The organism is Chromobacterium sp. INPA-IVC, from assembly GCF_059047085.1.
This window is the reverse complement of the sequence record NZ_JBTNLS010000009.1, coordinates 193,150-209,036: the sequence shown is the minus strand read 5'-3', so window position 1 is coordinate 209,036 and position 15,887 is coordinate 193,150. Positions and strand designations below refer to the sequence as shown.

Annotated in this window: 12 protein-coding genes and 1 tRNA gene; 5 read left to right on the top strand and 8 right to left on the bottom strand. The window is 64.5% G+C overall.

Going from position 1 to position 15,887, the window contains the following annotated elements:
• Positions 1-12: 12 nt before the first annotated feature.
• Positions 13-1,032 carry a response regulator gene (locus tag ACX17K_RS18320; protein WP_493775890.1) on the bottom strand — a complete coding sequence of 340 codons (1,020 nt, stop codon included), beginning with the start codon at positions 1,030-1,032 and terminating at the stop codon, positions 13-15.
• Positions 1,033-1,035: 3 nt separating this feature from the next.
• Entirely contained in the window at positions 1,036-5,199 is a 4,164-nt protein-coding gene (locus ACX17K_RS18315; RefSeq protein WP_493775889.1) for a response regulator, read from the bottom strand.
• Between the two features lie 855 nt (positions 5,200-6,054).
• Here ACX17K_RS18315 and ACX17K_RS18310 point away from each other — a divergent pair.
• From ACX17K_RS18310 to ACX17K_RS18295, 4 genes are read left to right on the top strand one after another with little or no spacing between them, the layout of a single operon-like run.
• Positions 6,055-6,771, top strand: a complete 717-nt coding sequence (locus tag ACX17K_RS18310; protein WP_493775888.1) for an ABC transporter permease — start codon at positions 6,055-6,057, stop codon at positions 6,769-6,771.
• Positions 6,772-6,807: 36 nt separating this feature from the next.
• On the top strand, positions 6,808-7,737 hold the full coding sequence (locus ACX17K_RS18305) for a glycine betaine ABC transporter substrate-binding protein (protein ID WP_493775887.1): 930 nt from the start codon (positions 6,808-6,810) through the stop codon (positions 7,735-7,737).
• Positions 7,737-8,396 (top strand): ABC transporter permease, encoded by a 660-nt coding sequence (locus ACX17K_RS18300; protein ID WP_493775886.1) that lies wholly within the window; start codon positions 7,737-7,739, stop codon positions 8,394-8,396. Before ACX17K_RS18305 ends, ACX17K_RS18300 begins: the two co-directional genes overlap by 1 nt.
• On the top strand, positions 8,396-9,538 hold the full coding sequence (locus ACX17K_RS18295; RefSeq protein WP_493775885.1) for an osmoprotectant ABC transporter ATP-binding protein OsmV: 1,143 nt from the start codon (positions 8,396-8,398) through the stop codon (positions 9,536-9,538). The genes ACX17K_RS18300 and ACX17K_RS18295 overlap by 1 nt, the downstream gene beginning before the upstream one ends.
• Positions 9,539-9,732: 194 nt before the next feature.
• Here the strand turns inward: ACX17K_RS18295 and ACX17K_RS18290 are convergent.
• The 6 genes from ACX17K_RS18290 to apbC all read right to left on the bottom strand — a co-directional run bounded on the left by ACX17K_RS18290 (position 9,733) and on the right by apbC (position 14,292).
• Positions 9,733-9,822: transfer RNA gene (locus ACX17K_RS18290), tRNA-Ser, on the bottom strand.
• A 121-nt stretch (positions 9,823-9,943) separates the two neighbouring features.
• On the bottom strand, positions 9,944-11,179 hold the full coding sequence (locus ACX17K_RS18285) for a dicarboxylate/amino acid:cation symporter (protein WP_493775884.1): 1,236 nt from the start codon (positions 11,177-11,179) through the stop codon (positions 9,944-9,946).
• Positions 11,180-11,575: 396 nt separating this feature from the next.
• Complete coding sequence (locus tag ACX17K_RS18280) at positions 11,576-11,854, bottom strand: barstar family protein (RefSeq protein WP_493775883.1); 279 nt, start codon at positions 11,852-11,854, stop codon at positions 11,576-11,578.
• A complete protein-coding gene (locus ACX17K_RS18275) occupies positions 11,845-12,288 on the bottom strand; it encodes a ribonuclease domain-containing protein (protein WP_493775882.1) in 444 nt (147 codons plus the stop codon). The genes ACX17K_RS18280 and ACX17K_RS18275 overlap by 10 nt, the downstream gene beginning before the upstream one ends.
• Before the next feature lie 64 nt (positions 12,289-12,352).
• On the bottom strand, positions 12,353-13,132 hold the full coding sequence (gene murI, locus ACX17K_RS18270) for a glutamate racemase (RefSeq protein ID WP_493775881.1): 780 nt from the start codon (positions 13,130-13,132) through the stop codon (positions 12,353-12,355).
• A gap of 8 nt (positions 13,133-13,140) precedes the next feature.
• Entirely contained in the window at positions 13,141-14,292 is a 1,152-nt protein-coding gene (apbC, locus tag ACX17K_RS18265; RefSeq protein ID WP_343481372.1) for an iron-sulfur cluster carrier protein ApbC, read from the bottom strand.
• Positions 14,293-14,564: 272 nt separating this feature from the next.
• Here apbC and ACX17K_RS18260 point away from each other — a divergent pair, with 272 nt between their 5' ends.
• Positions 14,565-15,824 (top strand): MFS transporter, encoded by a 1,260-nt coding sequence (locus ACX17K_RS18260; protein WP_493775880.1) that lies wholly within the window; start codon positions 14,565-14,567, stop codon positions 15,822-15,824.
• Positions 15,825-15,887 lie beyond the last annotated feature (63 nt).

Here is a 15,887-nt window from a genome sequence, read left to right as displayed (position 1 = left end):
CTCCTCGCGTGATCAGAACAGCATCAGCACGTCGTGCTCCGCCTGCTGGGAAAGATCCCCCCAGATCTCCTTGATTTCCAATAGCTTGGGCAGCGCCGCGTCGAAGACCTCGACCAGCCGGGGCTCGAAATGGACGCCGCTGCCCTGGCGCAGCGTGGCCAGCGCCTTTTCCATCGGCCAGGCGTCCTTGTATGGGCGGCGCATCGTCAGCGCGTCGAACACGTCGGCCAGCGAAATGATGCGCGCCGATTCGGGAATGGCTTCCCCGGCCAGTCCGTCCGGATAGCCGCTGCCGTCCCATTTCTCATGGTGATACAGCGCGATTTCCGCCGCCAGTCTGAAGACCGGCGCTTCGCTGCGGATCAGGATGTCGTGGCCGATCCGAGTGTGGGTCTTCATGATTTCCCACTCCTCCGGCGTCAGCGGGCCGGGCTTGCGCAGGATGGCGTCCGGTATGCCCAGCTTGCCGGTGTCGTGCATGGGCGCGGCCAGTTCCAGCAGGTGGCAGGAGGGCGCGTCCCAGCCGCTGGTGGAGGCCAGCATCGCCGAATAGCCCGCCATCCGCCAGATGTGGACGCCGGTGTCGGTATCGTTGAAGTGGCCGGCCTGGCCCAGCATATAAATCGCGTCGCGGTGGCTTTTCTCCAGTTGGGTGGCTTGCACCAGGGACAGGTGGGTGCGTACCCGGGCCTGCACGATGGACGGCGAGACGGGCTTGACCAGGTAGTCCACCGCGCCGGCGTCGAAGCCGGCCGCCTCGTTGCCGATTTCCGCCAACGAGGTGACGAAGATCACCGGGGTGGCCGAGGATTGCGGATCTTTTTTGAGGCGGCGGCAAACCTCATAGCCGTCCATGTCCGGCATCTGGATGTCCAGCAGCACCAGCGAGGGCCGGTGCTTGGCCGCCGCGGCCAGCGCTTCGGTGCCGTTGCGGGCGAAAACCAGCGGATATTGCGGCGCCAGCACCTGGCGCATCGCGGCCAGGTTTTGCGGTTCGTCGTCGACAACGAGCAAGGGAGGAGAGGGCTGCATGTTTCACTGTTCCTGGGAAAGGCCCAATGTTTTGGCCAGGGCATGGGTGGCGGCTTCTCCACCGCGGAAATCGAAGTTCTCCGCCGCGTCGCGCAGCGGCGCCACCTGCTGGTCCGGCAGCAGGGCGGCCAACTGGACGAGAATGGGCTCCACCGCGGCGGGATCGTCCCGGTTGAAGGCCTGCAGCGCCTGGAGGAGCAAGGGCTTCAGCCGGGTGGCGTCGATGGGCGGCGCGCTTTCGGCCTCGTCGGTTTGCGCTGCCGGCGCGTAGCGGGAAATGGAGTCCAGCGCCCGAGCCAGCGCGGTGCGCAAAGCGTCCAATGCCGGTCCGGGGTCGTCGCCAGCCAGCAGACGGTTTTCCACGTCGGCGGAGCGCGAGGACACCTCGTCCAGCGCCAGATTGCCCGCGGCGCCTTTCAGTTTGTGGGCCAGCGCCTGGGCGACCACCTTGCCGGCCAGGCGCATGGTGGCGGCGCTGTCGCCGTAGTCGCGGGCGAACTTGCGCAGGTATTGCCGGTACACGTCGGCGTCGCGCCAGATCTGCAATCCGCGCGAGATCGCCAGCCCGGGCAGGTCCGATTGCAGCGTCGCCTGGCTGGCCGAGGGCGCGCCCGCCGGCGTGGTGGTTTGGCGGCCGACCAGCCGGCGCAACTGGCCGATGGCGATTTCGACATCGAAGGGTTTGGCGATGTAGTCGCTCATGCCCGCTTCGCGCGCAGCGTCCTGTTGCGCCTGGAAGGCGCCGGCGGTCAGCGCCACCACCGGCAGGTGGGCCAGCGCCGGGGTGGCGCGGATTTGCCGCGTGGCTTCGTAGCCGTCCATCACCGGCATTTGCACGTCCATCAATACGATGTCCACCTCGCCGCTGTGCAGCAGCAGCCAGTCCAGCGCTTCGCGCCCATCGTTTGCCAAAGACACTATGGCGCCTTCGTCCTCGAAAATGCGCTGCGCCACTTCGCGGTTGATGTCGCTGTCGTCCACCACCAGCAGCCGCAGGTCCTGCAGCCGGCCGCCTTGTTGCGCCGGCGGCGGGGTCTGCGGCGCGGCCTGCTGCGGCCGCAGCGCGCGGGCGACGGCGTTGTAGAGCCCGGACGGCGTCACCGGCTTGTTCAGCACTTCGGTCACCGTGTCGGCGGCGGGTTCGGCCATCAGGATTTCGCGCGAGTAGGCGGTGGCCATCAGGATGATGGGCATGCGTTTGCCGCGGCAGGCCAGGCGGATGGCCTGGGCTGCCTCCAGGCCGTCCATGCCCGGCATTTTCCAGTCCAGGATCACCACGTCGACTGCCTGGTTTCCACCCAGCGCGGCGATCACCCGGTCCACCGCCAGCCGGCCTGAGTCGACGGCGAGCGTTTTCCAGCCGAGTTCATTGGAGGTGACGCCGAGCGTCTCGCGCGCGATGGGATTGTCGTCGGCGATCAGCACATTGAGATTGGCCATTTCCGGAGAGGACAGCCTGACGCCCTGCTCGCGTGGAAGGCGCAGCGTGAACCAGAAAGTGCTGCCGCGGCCAGGCTCGCTGTCCAGGCCGATCTCGCCGCCCATCAGCGCCACCAGCCGCTGGCTGATGGCCAGCCCCAGACCGGTGCCGCCGAAGCGGCGGGTGGTGGAGGCGTCGGCCTGGGTGAAGGGCCGGAACAGTTCGCGCTGCTTGGATTGGGCAATGCCGATGCCGGTGTCTTCCACCGCGAAGCGCAGCCGTACTTGCTTCGGCCGGACCTCCAGTGGCTGGATGGTGACTTTGACGTGGCCCTGCTCGGTGAACTTGATCGCGTTGCTGGTCAGGTTGATCAGCACTTGCTCCAGTCTGAGCGCGTCGCCGCGCAGATAGTCGATGTCAGACGGCGGCGGCGCGATGATCAGTTCGACATCGCGGTTGCCGACATTGGTGCTCATGATGGTGGACAGGTTGTCCAGCACATCGGCGAGACGGAACGGCGCCCGTTCGATTTCCAGATTGCCGGCCTCGATCTTGGAGAAGTCCAGAATGTCGTTGATGATGGCCTGTAGCGAGCGGCCGGCGACGCGGATCTTGTGCACCAGATCCAGCGCCTCGGCCGGCAGGCCGTGTTTCTCCAGCAGATAGGCGAGGCCGAGCACGGCATTCATCGGCGTGCGGATCTCGTGGCTCATATTGGACAGGAAGTTGGCTTTGGCCCGGCTGCCGGCTTCGGCGGTTTCCTTGGCCTCGCGCAGCGTGGTTTCGACATTGTGCTGGATGGTGATGTCGCGATTGATGCCGGTGACGCGATACGGCCGATTGTCTTCGTCGAACTCGACCAGCGCGCCGGCCTGGATGTGCCGGATTTTTCCGTCCGGCAGCACGATGCGGAATATCGGCGCATAAGTGCCGCGGCCAGCTACCGCCTCCATCAGTTCGCGTTCCACGGCATCCACGTCATCGGGATGCAGGCGGTCGCGCCAATGCTTGTAGGTCAGGCCTTCCTGATGCAATTCCGGCGGGAATTGATACATGTCGAACATCCGCGTGTTCAGCGCCAGCGCATTGTCGGCCAGCCACCAGGTCCAGATGCCGAGTTCGGCGACTTCCGCCGCCTTGGCCAATTGGTCGCGGGCGCTCATCAATTCGCGCTGGTACTGCTGCTGGGCGGAGATGTCCGCTGCCATGCCGAGAAAACCCTGCAGCCCGCCATCGTCGTCGCGCAGCTCGGTCATCGCGATTGACGCAGGGATGCGGCGGCCGTCGCTGGCGATGACCGTCCAGTCCAGCTGGCCGGACTGGACGGATTGGATGCCGCGTGAGCGGGATAGCAGTGTTTCGAAGGCGCCTGCGGGCTGGGCGTGGCTCTGTTCTGCCTGTTGCCGGCCATGCCCCTCCAATTCCGCCGCGTCCAGCCAGTCGGTGATGTGGCGGCGGCCGACGACTTCGCCGGAGCTTTCGGCCAGCAGCGCTTCAGCGGCCGGATTGAACAGCGTGACCAGGCCGGACTGGTCGGTGGCGATGATGGCGTAACTGGAGTCATTGAGGATGGCCCGCTGCAGCGCGACGTAACGGCGGATTTCCTGCGTGCGCTGCTGCACCTCGGTTTCCAGCGAGGCGTTCATCTCGCGGATCTGTTTGTGCAGGCGATTGCGCTGGCGTTGGTACACCCAGGCCAGCGCCGCTACCAGCAGGCCGCCCAGGCACATCGCCAGCAGCGTGTCGCGGCGGGCTGTGTCTACCGCGCCGCGGATGATGGATTCGGGCAGCGCTTCGGTGATGACCAGATAGCGTCCGTCGCGCTTCTGCGGCGCCAGCGCCAGCCGGCGGGTCACCGCGTAGACTTCCCCGCCGGACGATCGCAGGTGCTGCAGGCCATTGTGGCCGTCGGGCTCCGGGAGCGGCTGGAATTCATCCTGCCAACGCCAGCGCTTGCCTCTATCCTTGCCAAAGGTTTTGTTCGGGTCTGGATGGTCTAGAAAATCGCCGTTCTGGTCGGTGATGTAGACCCGCACGCTTCTCTCGCCGCTGCCCACCCGCAGATAGGACATCAGGTGGCGGGCGTCGACATTGATGGACAGCACGGCGAACAGCTTGCCGCCGGCGTTGTAGATCGGGGTCGCCAGCCTCAGAACCGGCAGCGGGGGCTCTTTTTCGTTCCGGCTGCGGTCCCGGCTGAGACGGATGTCGGACAGATAGACTTCGCCCGAGGACAGACGGATGGCCTGCTTGAAGTAGTCGGTGTCGTTCTTGTGCTGCATTTCCGACGCCGGCAGGCTGACCGGGCCGTCGCGGTGATTGAGCACGTGCACCAGTTCGCGGGCGTTGTCCGCCAGACCGATCAGCCTCAGCTGCAGCGTTTCCGGGGTGGTCGCGGCATAGGCCCGGAAAATAGCCGCCAACCGCCGCCGCCACAACTCCCCGGAGCTTTGCTCCTCGGCGTCGAAGTCATGGTTCAAGCTGGCGCGGGCCAGGCCCGTTACCGGCGGCGTATCCGCCAGGAACCGCACGCTTTGGCTGTAGCGCTCCAGGCTCTGGCTCAGGATTTCCAGCCTCAGCTGGACGAGCGAGGCCAGCCGGTTGTGCATCGAGGTCAGCGCGCGCTCGTGTTCGTGCTCGCCGGCGATCCAGGTGACGGCCGCAGCCAGCAAGCTCCACAGCAGCAGGCCGAGCAGCGCGATCCGCCTATCGAAGCCGAACAGTCTTTTTGACTGTGATTCTGTCATCACGGACTCCATTTCGGGCTCCGCCCTCGAGGCGCGGGCCGTCTCATCCATTCAAGTTAGTTCATCGCATTGCCTTTTGGCATAAGGGAAGGCTCGAATTGAATGGTGTTTGGCCTTCTATCAAGACAAATGGATGATTTCTAGTAGAAATACGGATGCGTTTTCAGCGCGCCGATCAAGGCATCAGGACAAAGGATTTGTCTTTGAGGTGCATATTTCTTTTGTCATTTCATCATGGCTTGCGGGCTGGCCGTTTCCTTCGCCGTGGCGTTTCGAGGCAGGGGCGGGCCGCGTCTTGACCGGATCTGGGAGTGCCATGTGTGTCATGAAAAGTAAAATGGGAAGCTAAAGCGGCGTAATCATGTTTTTAATGACAATGGGTATTCTGCGGAGCTGGAGCGGAGGGCTGGTGAGGGAGGATGAGGTCTGCCGCCCAGTCTTTGATGGCGGAGGCGGATTTCTTTTGTTTTTCAATGGATCCGGTGGATTTGCATCAGCTTGGGTTGCCAGTTCTGCTGCGAAGAAATGGCTCTTTATGGCAGGGGATTTGTCAGTACGTTTGGATCAAATATAGGAATGATTCTAATGTTTTTTCTGCAATATCAAGATTCTTATGATGTTTTTGAATATTAGATTGTTTGCATGTTGATTTGCGCGATGTTATAGTGTTTGCGAAGTTATCTGGCGCGCAACGCGCCGCTCAATCTTCGGGCTTGTCCCGTTCCCGCGTTTCACGCACCTCGTATCCGGCTAGGCCGGATGTCTTGAAAATCTACTGGCAGCTCTCTGGTTGTCGCGATCATTACAGCGGATCGCCGACGGTTTTGTCGTCGCTATCCGCCAAGGAGGACGCAGATGCACAAAAGAGCGTTTGGCAAGCGCAGCATGATCTGGCTGATCCTGGCCGCCCTGGCGGCGGCGGGACTGTATTACGGCCTTGGCCCGGCCGTGTGGGCGGAATACCGCGAAGACCTGGTCTATCTGGGCGGGCGGCATCTCTATCTGGTCGGCGCGTCGATGGCGTTGGCGCTGGCGGTGGGCTTGCCCAGCGGCATCCTGCTGAGCCGGCCGCGGCTGCGGCGCAGCGCCGAATCCTGGATGCAGATCTTCAATATCGGCAACACCCTGCCGCCGATGGCGGTGCTGGCGCTGGCCATGGTGGTGGTGGGGATCGGCGACGCGCCGGCCATCGCCGCCCTGTTTCTGGCTTCCCTGCTGCCCATCGTGCGCAACGCTTACGCCGGCCTGGCCGGCTTGCCGCCCGCGATGCTGGAGGCGGCCGACGCGATCGGCATGACGCCGCGACAGCGGTTGTGGCGGGTGGAGCTGCCCAATGCCTTGCCGGTGATCCTGTCCGGCGTGCGGATCGCGCTGGCGCTGAACGTGGGCACCGCCCCGCTGGCCTTTCTGATCGGCGCCAGCAGCTACGGCGAGCTGATCTTCCCCGGCATTTATCTCAACAACCACACCGCCTTGCTGCTGGGAGCCGGCGGCACCGCGCTGATGGCGTTGGCGCTGGATCAGTCGGTGGCGCTTGTCGGCCGCCTGGCCGCCGCGCGCGGCATCGCCTGAGTGGCGGGCGAGATGGGAAAGAATGAAGGATTTCCAATGAAAATGATTGCGCATCTTCGCAACTGGCTGGCCGCCGCCTGCCTGGCGGGAGCGGCGCTGGCGCTGTTTTCCGCGCCGGCCGCGGCCGCAGGCCTGACGCTGGGCAGCAAGAACTTCACCGAGCAGCACCTGTTGTCCGAATTGACCGCGCAGTACCTGACCGGCAAGGGCTACGAGGTGGCGCAAAAAACCGACCTCGCCTCGGTGATCCTGCGCAAGGCGCAGGAAAGCGGGCAGATCGACCTGGCTTGGGACTACACCGGCACTGGGCTCATCGTCCATCACGGCATTCAGAAAAAAATGGGCAACGAGGAGGCCTACGCCACCGTCAAGCGGCTGGACGAGCCCATGGGCCTGGTCTGGCTGAACCCCGCCGCGCTCAACAACACCTACGCGCTGGCGATGAAGCGCGAGCGCGCCGAGGCCGAGGGCGTGCGCACGCTGTCGGATCTGGCGCGCGCGGTGAATCGCAACAACGGCGGCGACAAGCGCTGGCAGCTGGGCTTCGACATGGAGTTCGCCGGCCGTCCGGACGGCCTCAAGCCGTTGCAACAGCTGTACGGCATGGTCTTGAGCCGGCCGCAGATCCGCCAGATGGATTCCGGCCTGGTCTACAACGCGGTCCGCGACGGCTTCGTCGACGCCGGCTTGGTTTACACCACGGATGGCAGGATTCCGGGCTTCGATCTGCTGGTGTTGGAAGACGACCTGGGCTTTTTCCCCGCTTATTCGGCAACGCCGGTCGTTCGCAAGGAGGTTTTGGACCGCAATCCCGGCTTGGCCGACGAACTGAATCGGCTGTCCGCCTTGCTGGACAACGACGCGATGTCGGCGATGAACGCCGAGGTGGACATTCGGCATCGTCCGGTCCGGGAGGTGGCGGCCGAGTTCCTGCGCAGCCATGGCCTGGCGAAGGAGGGCGCGTGATGGAAACCCTGCTGGAAACCGGCCGCTACATGCTGGCCAATCTGTCTTATATCGGCGGGCTGGCCGGGCAGCATCTGACGCTGGTCGGCATCGCGGTCAGCCTCGCGGTGCTGCTGGGCGTGCCGCTGGGCATCGCCATCGTGCGCTTTCCCGCCATCGCCGACGCGGTGCTGAGCCTGGCCACCGTGCTGCTGACCATTCCAGCGATCGCGCTGTTCGGCCTGATGATCCCGCTGTTTTCGCTGATCGGCCACGGCATCGGCGCGGTGCCGGCCGTCACCGCCGCTTTTCTCTATTCGCTGCTGCCCATCGTGCGCAACGCCCACGCGGCGCTGACGCATCTGGAGCCGGGCGTGCGCGAGGCCGGCCGCGGCATTGGCCTCACCTTCTGGCAGCGCCTGCGCTGGGTGGAGCTGCCGCTGGCGGTGCCGGTGATTTTCGGCGGCATCCGCACCGCGGTGGTGCTGAACATCGGCGTGATGGCGATCGCCGCCATCGTCGGCGCCGGCGGACTGGGCACGTTGATCCTGCACGGCATCAGCCAGAGCGACATCCGCAAGCTGATCGCCGGCGCCCTCGCCGTAAGCCTGCTCGCCGTGGCCATGGACTGGCTGCTGCTGCGCGCCCAGCGCGCGCTGACACCGAAAGGAATCCGCTGATGATAGAACTGCAAAATCTCTGCAAGCAATTCACCCAAAAGAACGGCCAAGTGTTCAAGGCCGTGGACAATGTCAGCCTGAAAGTGGCGGAAGGCGAAATCTGCGTGCTGCTCGGCCCGTCCGGCTGCGGCAAGACCACCACGATGAAGATGATCAACCGCCTGATCGAGCCCACGTCGGGCAAGGTGCTGATAGGCGGCGAGGACACCGCCGGCATCGACACCGTGACGCTGCGCCGGCATATCGGCTACGTGATCCAGCAGATCGGCCTGTTTCCCAATATGACCATCGAGGAAAACATCACGGTGGTGCCGCGCATGCTGGGCTGGGACAAGAAGCGCTGCCGCGAGCGCGCCCGCGAGCTGATGCATATGGTGGCGCTGGACCCGGACCGTTTTCTGCAGCGCTACCCGCGAGAGATGTCCGGGGGCCAGCAGCAGCGCATCGGCGTGATCCGCGCGCTGGCGGCCGATGCGCCGGTATTGCTGATGGATGAGCCGTTCGGCGCGGTGGACCCGATCAATCGCGAGCAGATCCAGAACGAATTCCTGCAGATGCAGCGCCAGCTGGGCAAGACGGTGATGCTGGTCAGCCACGACATCGACGAGGCGATCAAGCTCGGCGACCGCATCGCAGTGTTCCGCCAGGGGCGGATGGTGCAGTGCGCCGGTTCGGACGAGGTGCTGGCGCATCCGGCCGACGATTTCGTCGCCAGCTTCGTCGGCCATGATCGCACGCTGAAGCGGCTGCTGTTGGTGAAGGCCGGCGAGGTGGCCGAGCAGCGGGAGACGCTGACTGCCCGGCTGGATACTCCGCTGTCCGCCGCCTACGGCATGATGGATGATGCCGATCTGCTGCATCTGACTGTGGTGGATGATGCCGGCGAGCCGCTGGGCTTCGTCAAGCGCCGAGACGCCAAGTCCGGCGACGGCCGCTGTCGCGACAAGATCAATAGAATCGAAGTGACTGCCGGCGTCGGCGAGAACCTGCGCATCGTGCTGTCGCGCCTGTACGAGCACAACCTCACCTGGATGCCGGTGGTGGACGAGGCCGGCCGCTATTGCGGCGAGGTGTCGCAAGACTACATCGCCGATTATCTGCATTCGGGCCGCACCCGAAGAAAAGGCGTCGCGCTGGCGTGATGTTGTCGTAGATTGGTCAAAAAGGCGCGCATTCGCGCCTTTTTTGCTGCGCTGAGTTTGGGGCGGGGCCGTGCGGGCGGCGATTTTTTTGGGGTATGAGCACCCGGATGGCCGCAATCCGGAGCGGATTGCCGCGCGTTTGCCGAAGGCAACAAAAAAGCCCTTGATTGCTCAAGGGCTTGATTGCGTTCTACTGGCGGAGAGGGAGGGATTCGAACCCTCGGTACGCTCGCACGTACGCCTGATTTCGAGTCAGGTACATTCGACCACTCTGCCACCTCTCCGGTGTCAGTCGAGGAGCGCATTATGTCCGTGCGAGCCTGAACTGTCAATAGTTTCTTGCAGTTTTCCGCCCATGAAAAACGCCACCGCGAAGGGTGGCGTTGGCGTGGGGGCGCAAGCGGCTCAGTGGCGCTTCAGTTCGCCTTCCCACTTGGCGACCACGGCGGTGGCGATGGAGTTGCCCACCACATTGGTGGCAGAACGGCCCATGTCCAGGAAGTGGTCGATGCCCAAGAGCAGCAGCAGGCCGGCTTCCGGGATGTTGAACTGCGCCAGGGTGGCGGCGATCACCACCAGCGACGCGCGCGGCACGCCGGCCATGCCCTTGGAGGTCAGCATCAGGATCAGCAGCATGGAGATTTCCTGGGCCAGCGTCAGGTCGATGCCGTAAGCCTGGGCGATGAAGATCACCGCGAAGGTGCAGTACATCATCGAGCCGTCCAGGTTGAACGAGTAGCCCATCGGCAGCACGAAGCTGGCGATCTTGTTGGACACGCCGAAGCGTTCCAGCTGTTCCAGGGTTTTCGGATAGGCGGCTTCGGAGCTGGCGGTGGTGAACGACAGCAGCAGCGGCTCCTTGATCATGCCCATCAGGTGCAACAGGCGCGGGCCGACGATCAGCACGCCGACGGCGATCAGCAGCAGCCACAGAATGCCGATGGACATGTAGAACTGGGCCATGAACTTGCCGTAGGTGCCGAGGATGGACAGGCCTTCCTTGGCGACGGTGGCGGCGATGGCGCCGAACACCGCCAGCGGGGCGAAGTTCATCACGTAGCTGGTGACCTTCAGCATCACGTGGGCGACGACGTCGATCACGTCGATCAGCGCCTTGGAGCGTTCGCCCAGCGCGGCCATCGCGCTGCCGAAGAACACCGAGAAGATCACGATCTGCAGAATCTCGTTGTTGGCCATCGCCTCGAACACGCTCTTGGGAATGGCGTGGGTGACGAAGTCCTTCAGCGAAATGGCACCGGCCTTGATGCCGGAGTCGGCGTGCATGTCGGGCAACGGCAGGTTCAGCGCCACGCCCGGCTTCAGGATGTTGACCATGATCAGGCCCAGGGTCAGCGACGCCAGCGAGGCGCCGATGAACCAGCCCATGGTCTTGCCGCCGATGCGGCCCACCGATTTGGCGTCGCCCATCTTGGCGATGCCGACGACCAGCGTGGAGATCACCAGCGGGGCGATGATCATCTTGATCAGCCGCAGGAAGATGTCGGTGAGGATGGACATGCCGTCGACGAAGGATTTGATCGCGGCGGCGTCATCGCCGGCGTGTTGGCGGAAGAGGTAGCCTACGAGGATGCCCAGCAGCATCCCGACCAGAATCAAGGCCGTGAGTTTTTTAGACTTCATTCAGTTGTTCCTGCCTGTTCTTGAGACGTTTTCAAACGAGCGTCGCATTTTCATGACATGACATGCGGTTTAATGGAGGGAGTCATGTGTGCGTGCCGTGTGTCCGGCATGTTTCGCCATGTAGCGGTCGGGCTACTTTGTTGTTTTTAGCCCGTTTTCAGGGACTTGTACCTGTTGTTGTCCGACAGGAGCAGCCGGCTGAAGGTTAGCGATTATAGAGTGTTAGTACGAGGTTGTCTTGACGGGATTTCGACAATTGCAGTTCGAATTCGAATATTTCGCAATAATCTTAAAGACTTAAGAATTCCATGATGCGCTAAAGAAGCGGATCGCATAGCGAGGCGCGCCGCATTGATGCCGTGCGTGTAGCGCGGCGACAACGCGGCGGGGCGGGGATCAGTGGTGGATGTCGAGGGTGACGTCGCCGCGTTCTTCGGCGACGGTTTGCAGAATTTCCAGCACGGTGGCGTAAACGTCGGCGCCCAGCCCGCGGCGCGCTTCCTCGGTGTCGCGCCAAAGCAACTCGAACGGGCCGGCCACGTCGTTGGCCAGGCTGTCGTACAGCGCGTCCAGGTTGCGGCCGAAATGGGCGGGCAGCGACAACTGGCGCTCCAGTTCGTCATAGAACTGCTCCAGGCTGCGGATGTGGCGCAGCTCGCATACTTTTACTTGCATGGCGCGACCTCGATGAAGCTGTTGTAGTGGTCCACGGTGACGAAGCGCTGGCCCTGGCGGCTGAACAGCAGGCGCTTGGCGCCGCGCTTGCCGCCGGCGTAGCCCAGGTCGGCCTCTTGCCACTGGCCGGCGGGCAGGCGTTTTTCGTAATTGCCGAAGCGGTCGCCGCCCATGGACTTGCCTTGCAGGCCGGGCGCGGTCCACAGGCTGCGTCCCGGCTTCCAGCCGGCGGCCTGGGCCTGGCGCTTGGTGACGAACTTGTCCGGCAGCCGGCCGTCGCGGCTGAGGCTTTGCAGCATGTCGCCCAGCTCGGCCACGTCCAGCTGGCGGGAAGCCTGCAGATTGACCTTGGCGGCGACGTCTCGACAGGAGGGCGCGGCGAGCGCGGGGAGGCTCAGCGCCGACAGCAGCAGTAACAGCAATCTTGTTTTCATGATGAAACCTGAGGCAAAGGGTTGCCGCGCCATTCTAGCGTCGCGGCGGCGGCGGGAGAAGCGCTCAATCCAGCGCTTGCGACTCCACCGGGTAGGGGGGGCCGATCAGCTGCGGCAGCCGCAGCGCCATTTCTCCGGCGTCGGCCGAGGTGGTGATGAAGCGGTAGTAGCGGTCCCCCTGGCTGTCGCAACCGTGCTGGCGCAGCAGGTCGCCGACGCGGCGGGCGATGGCCTCGGCCGGGTCGTATAGCTGGACGCCGTCGCCGGTGACTTCGCGGATCAGCGGCTCGAGAAACGGGTAGTGGGTGCAGCCCAGCGCGATGTGGTCGATGTTTTCGCCCATCAGCGGCTCCACCACGCTGCGCACCAGCGCGCGGGTGCGTTCGCTGGACAGCTCGCCCGCTTCCACTTGCTCCACCCAGCCGTGGCCGGCGCGGCGCAGCACGTCCACGCCGTCGGCGTGGTCGTCCAGCAGCGTTTTCACGCGCGCGCTGGCCAGCGTGTATTCGGTGGCCAGCACGGCGATGCGGCCGGTGCGGCTCATCGCGGCGGCGGGCTTGATCGCCGGCTCGATGCCGACGATGGGGAGAGACAGCTCGGCGCGCAGCGCGGCGATGGCGGCGGTGGTGGCGGTGTTGCAGGCCACCACCAGAATGGTCGCGCCCTGGCTGACCAGGTAATGCCCCACCTTCAGCGCCCGGGCGATGATCTCGTCGCGGCCGCGCGGGCCGTACGGGCAGTAGGCCTGGTCGGCCAGATAGGTGATCGGCCAGTCGGGGAGGGCGGCGCGCACTGCGCGCCACACCGACAGCCCGCCCAGGCCGGAATCGTACATCGCTATCATGTTGCCGCTCAGTTGTTCTGGATCACGATCTTGGGGAACTTGCCGGAGAAGTCCTGAGCCTTTTCGCCCACCTTCACCGCCACGCGGCGGGCGATGGCGCGGTACAGCTCGGCCGGCTTGCCGGACGGATCTGCCGCCACGCTGGGCTTGCCTTCGTCCGCGGCCAGGCGGATGGCCAGATCCAGCGGCAGAGAGCCCAGCAGGTCGACGCCGAAGTCTTGCGCCATCCTGGCCGCGCCGCCTTCGCCGAAGATGTGCTCGGCGTGGCCGCAGTTGGAGCAGATGTGGATCGCCATGTTTTCCACCAGGCCCAGGATGGGCACGCCCACCTTCTGGAACATGGTGACGCCCTTGCGAGCGTCCAGCAGGGCGATGTCCTGCGGCGTGGTGACGATCAGCGCGCCGGTGACCGGCACTTTCTGCGACAGCGTCAGCTGCACGTCGCCGGTGCCCGGCGGCATGTCGATCACCAGATAGTCCAGATCGTCCCAACGGGTGTCGTTCAACAGCTGCTGCAAGGCCTGGCTGACCATCGGGCCGCGCCATACCATCGCCTGGTCGGCGTCCACCAGATAGCCGATGGACATGGTCTGCACGCCGTGATTGGACAGCGGCGTCAGCTTGCCTTCGACCGATTCCGGACGCTGGCCCTGCAAGCCCATCATCAGCGGTTGCGACGGGCCGTAGATGTCCGCGTCCAGAAGGCCGACGCGCGCGCCTTCGTCCGCCAGCGCCAGCGCCAGGTTGGCTGCGGTGGTGGACTTGCCGACGCCGCCCTTGCCGGAGGCGACGGCGATCACGTTCTTCACGCCGGGCAGCAGCGGCACGCCGCGCTGGGCGGAGTGGCTGGCGATCTGGCTGCTCACCGCCACCTTGACGGCGCGGCCTTCCGCCAATGGCGCCAGCGCCGCCTCGAACTGCTGGCGGACTGCGTCGAACTGGCTCTTGGCCGGGTAGGCCAGCACCACGTCCAGGCTGATCTCGGCGTCGCCGCACTTGAGGTTCTTGACGTTTTTGGCCGCTACGTAGCTTTTGCCGGTATTGGCGTCGATCAGCGGCTTCAGGATTTCGAGGATCTGGTTTTCGAGCTGTGCCATGGTTTCGTTCTGGGTGGCCCGGTCGGCTTGGCCGCCGAACAGGCGGGTGAGTTTGGAGAACATGCGAGGGTCCGGATGGGTATTTCCGACAATTTTAATCGGATTTTGTCTTGGGCGCATCGCGCTCCGCGATGTCCGCATCTTACTCCTGAGCGCTTGCGCAGGTCAGGGAATTTATTGCGTATCAGCGTTTGGTTTATAAGTTTTTTTTGATAAAAGTCTTTGAAAAGCGTAGTATTACCGGTTCTTTACGCAATGCGCGACGCTTGCGTTCCAAGGCTCGGCCCCGTCAGGCCGCGGGCCCTGCTCTTTGATCGAAAGGCTTTCTCCGCTTTATGCAGTCCAAACACGCCAAGCTTACCTGGGCCAATCTGCTGTTCCCGTTGGCCCTGGTCCTGTTCGAATTCGCCGTCTATATCTGCAACGACATGGTGCAGCCCGCCATGCTGGCGGTGACCCGCGAGTTTCTGGTCGACGCCTCTTGGGCGCCGACGTCGATGACCGCCTTCCTGATCGGCGGCGCGCTGCTGCCGTGGCTGACCGGCCCGCTGTCCGACCGCATCGGCCGCCGTCCGGTGCTGTTGTTCGGCGTCGCATACTTCACCATCGCTTGCCTGGCCACTTACCTGGTCAGCACGATCGAGGCTTTCATCGCGCTGCGCCTGCTGCAGGGCGTGGGCCTGTGCTTCATCAACGCGGTAGGCTACGCATCGCTGCAAGAGTCGTTCGAGGAAAGCGCCGCCGTGCGCGTGACCGCGCTGATGGCCAATGTGGCGCTGATCGCGCCGCTGGTCGGCCCGCTCGCCGGCGCGGCGCTGCTGGAGCTGGCGCCGTGGCGCACCGGCTTCCTGTTCATCGCCGGCCTGTCCTTCCTGGCGCTGATCGGCCTGTACCTGCGGATGCCGGAAACTGTAGCGCCCAGCCATGAGAAGCTGCCGCTGTCCAGCATGGGCCGCGACTACCTGAAGGTGTTCGGCCACAGCCGCTTCGTGCTGGCCGCGCTGTGCATCCCGCTGCTGGCGCTGCCGCTGATGGGCTGGATCGCGCTGTCGCCGGTGCTGCTGGTGCGCGACTTGCATATGAGCACCGTCGAATACGGCCTGATGCAGCTCCCGGTGTTCGGCGGCCTGATCGCCGGCAACCTGGCGCTGGCCGTGATCGCAGACCGCTGGCCGCTGGGCCGCTCCGCGCTGGTGGGCATGTGGCCTATCGTCGGCGGCCTGGCCGTGATGGTGGGCGGCGTGCTGACCTCGTCGGCGCCGCAGTACTGGATGGTGGCCGGCATGAGCCTGATGGCGTTCGGCGAGGGCATGGCTTTCGGCGTGTTGTACCGCTTCGCGCTGATGTCCTGCGACCTAGCGGGCCGCGGCACCATCTCCGCCAGCATGAGCATGATCTCAATGGCCGGCTACGCGGTGGGCATCGAGCTGTTCCGCCAGGTTTACCAGAGCAGCGGGCTCGCTGGTTTCGCGGTGCTGTCGCTGTGCTTCTCGCTAGCCTATGTGCTGCTGGGGCGCAAGATGGTGGGCATCGCGATGGCCGAGCGCACCGCGCCGGCGGAACGACAGGGCGAACTGGCTGGCCAGAGCGCCTGATCCGTCCGTTTTGACTGTCACAAGCCCGGCCGCCGCGCGTTCCGGGCTTATGTTTTTTGTGCG

What these genes read in the sequence shown, in the direction of transcription:
- ACX17K_RS18320 (WP_493775890.1), bottom strand. Translation starts at nt 1,032, where the DNA reads ATGCAGCCCTCTCCTCCCTTGCTCGTTGTCGACGACGAACCGCAAAAC.
- ACX17K_RS18315 (WP_493775889.1), bottom strand. Translation starts at nt 5,199, where the DNA reads ATGACAGAATCACAGTCAAAAAGACTGTTCGGCTTCGATAGGCGGATC.
- ACX17K_RS18310 (WP_493775888.1), top strand. Translation starts at nt 6,055, where the DNA reads ATGCACAAAAGAGCGTTTGGCAAGCGCAGCATGATCTGGCTGATCCTG.
- ACX17K_RS18305 (WP_493775887.1), top strand. Translation starts at nt 6,808, where the DNA reads ATGAAAATGATTGCGCATCTTCGCAACTGGCTGGCCGCCGCCTGCCTG.
- ACX17K_RS18300 (WP_493775886.1), top strand. Translation starts at nt 7,737, where the DNA reads ATGGAAACCCTGCTGGAAACCGGCCGCTACATGCTGGCCAATCTGTCT.
- ACX17K_RS18295 (WP_493775885.1), top strand. Translation starts at nt 8,396, where the DNA reads ATGATAGAACTGCAAAATCTCTGCAAGCAATTCACCCAAAAGAACGGC.
- ACX17K_RS18285 (WP_493775884.1), bottom strand. Translation starts at nt 11,179, where the DNA reads ATGAAGTCTAAAAAACTCACGGCCTTGATTCTGGTCGGGATGCTGCTG.
- ACX17K_RS18280 (WP_493775883.1), bottom strand. Translation starts at nt 11,854, where the DNA reads ATGCAAGTAAAAGTATGCGAGCTGCGCCACATCCGCAGCCTGGAGCAG.
- ACX17K_RS18275 (WP_493775882.1), bottom strand. Translation starts at nt 12,288, where the DNA reads ATGAAAACAAGATTGCTGTTACTGCTGCTGTCGGCGCTGAGCCTCCCC.
- murI (WP_493775881.1), bottom strand. Translation starts at nt 13,132, where the DNA reads ATGATAGCGATGTACGATTCCGGCCTGGGCGGGCTGTCGGTGTGGCGC.
- apbC (WP_343481372.1), bottom strand. Translation starts at nt 14,292, where the DNA reads ATGTTCTCCAAACTCACCCGCCTGTTCGGCGGCCAAGCCGACCGGGCC.
- ACX17K_RS18260 (WP_493775880.1), top strand. Translation starts at nt 14,565, where the DNA reads ATGCAGTCCAAACACGCCAAGCTTACCTGGGCCAATCTGCTGTTCCCG.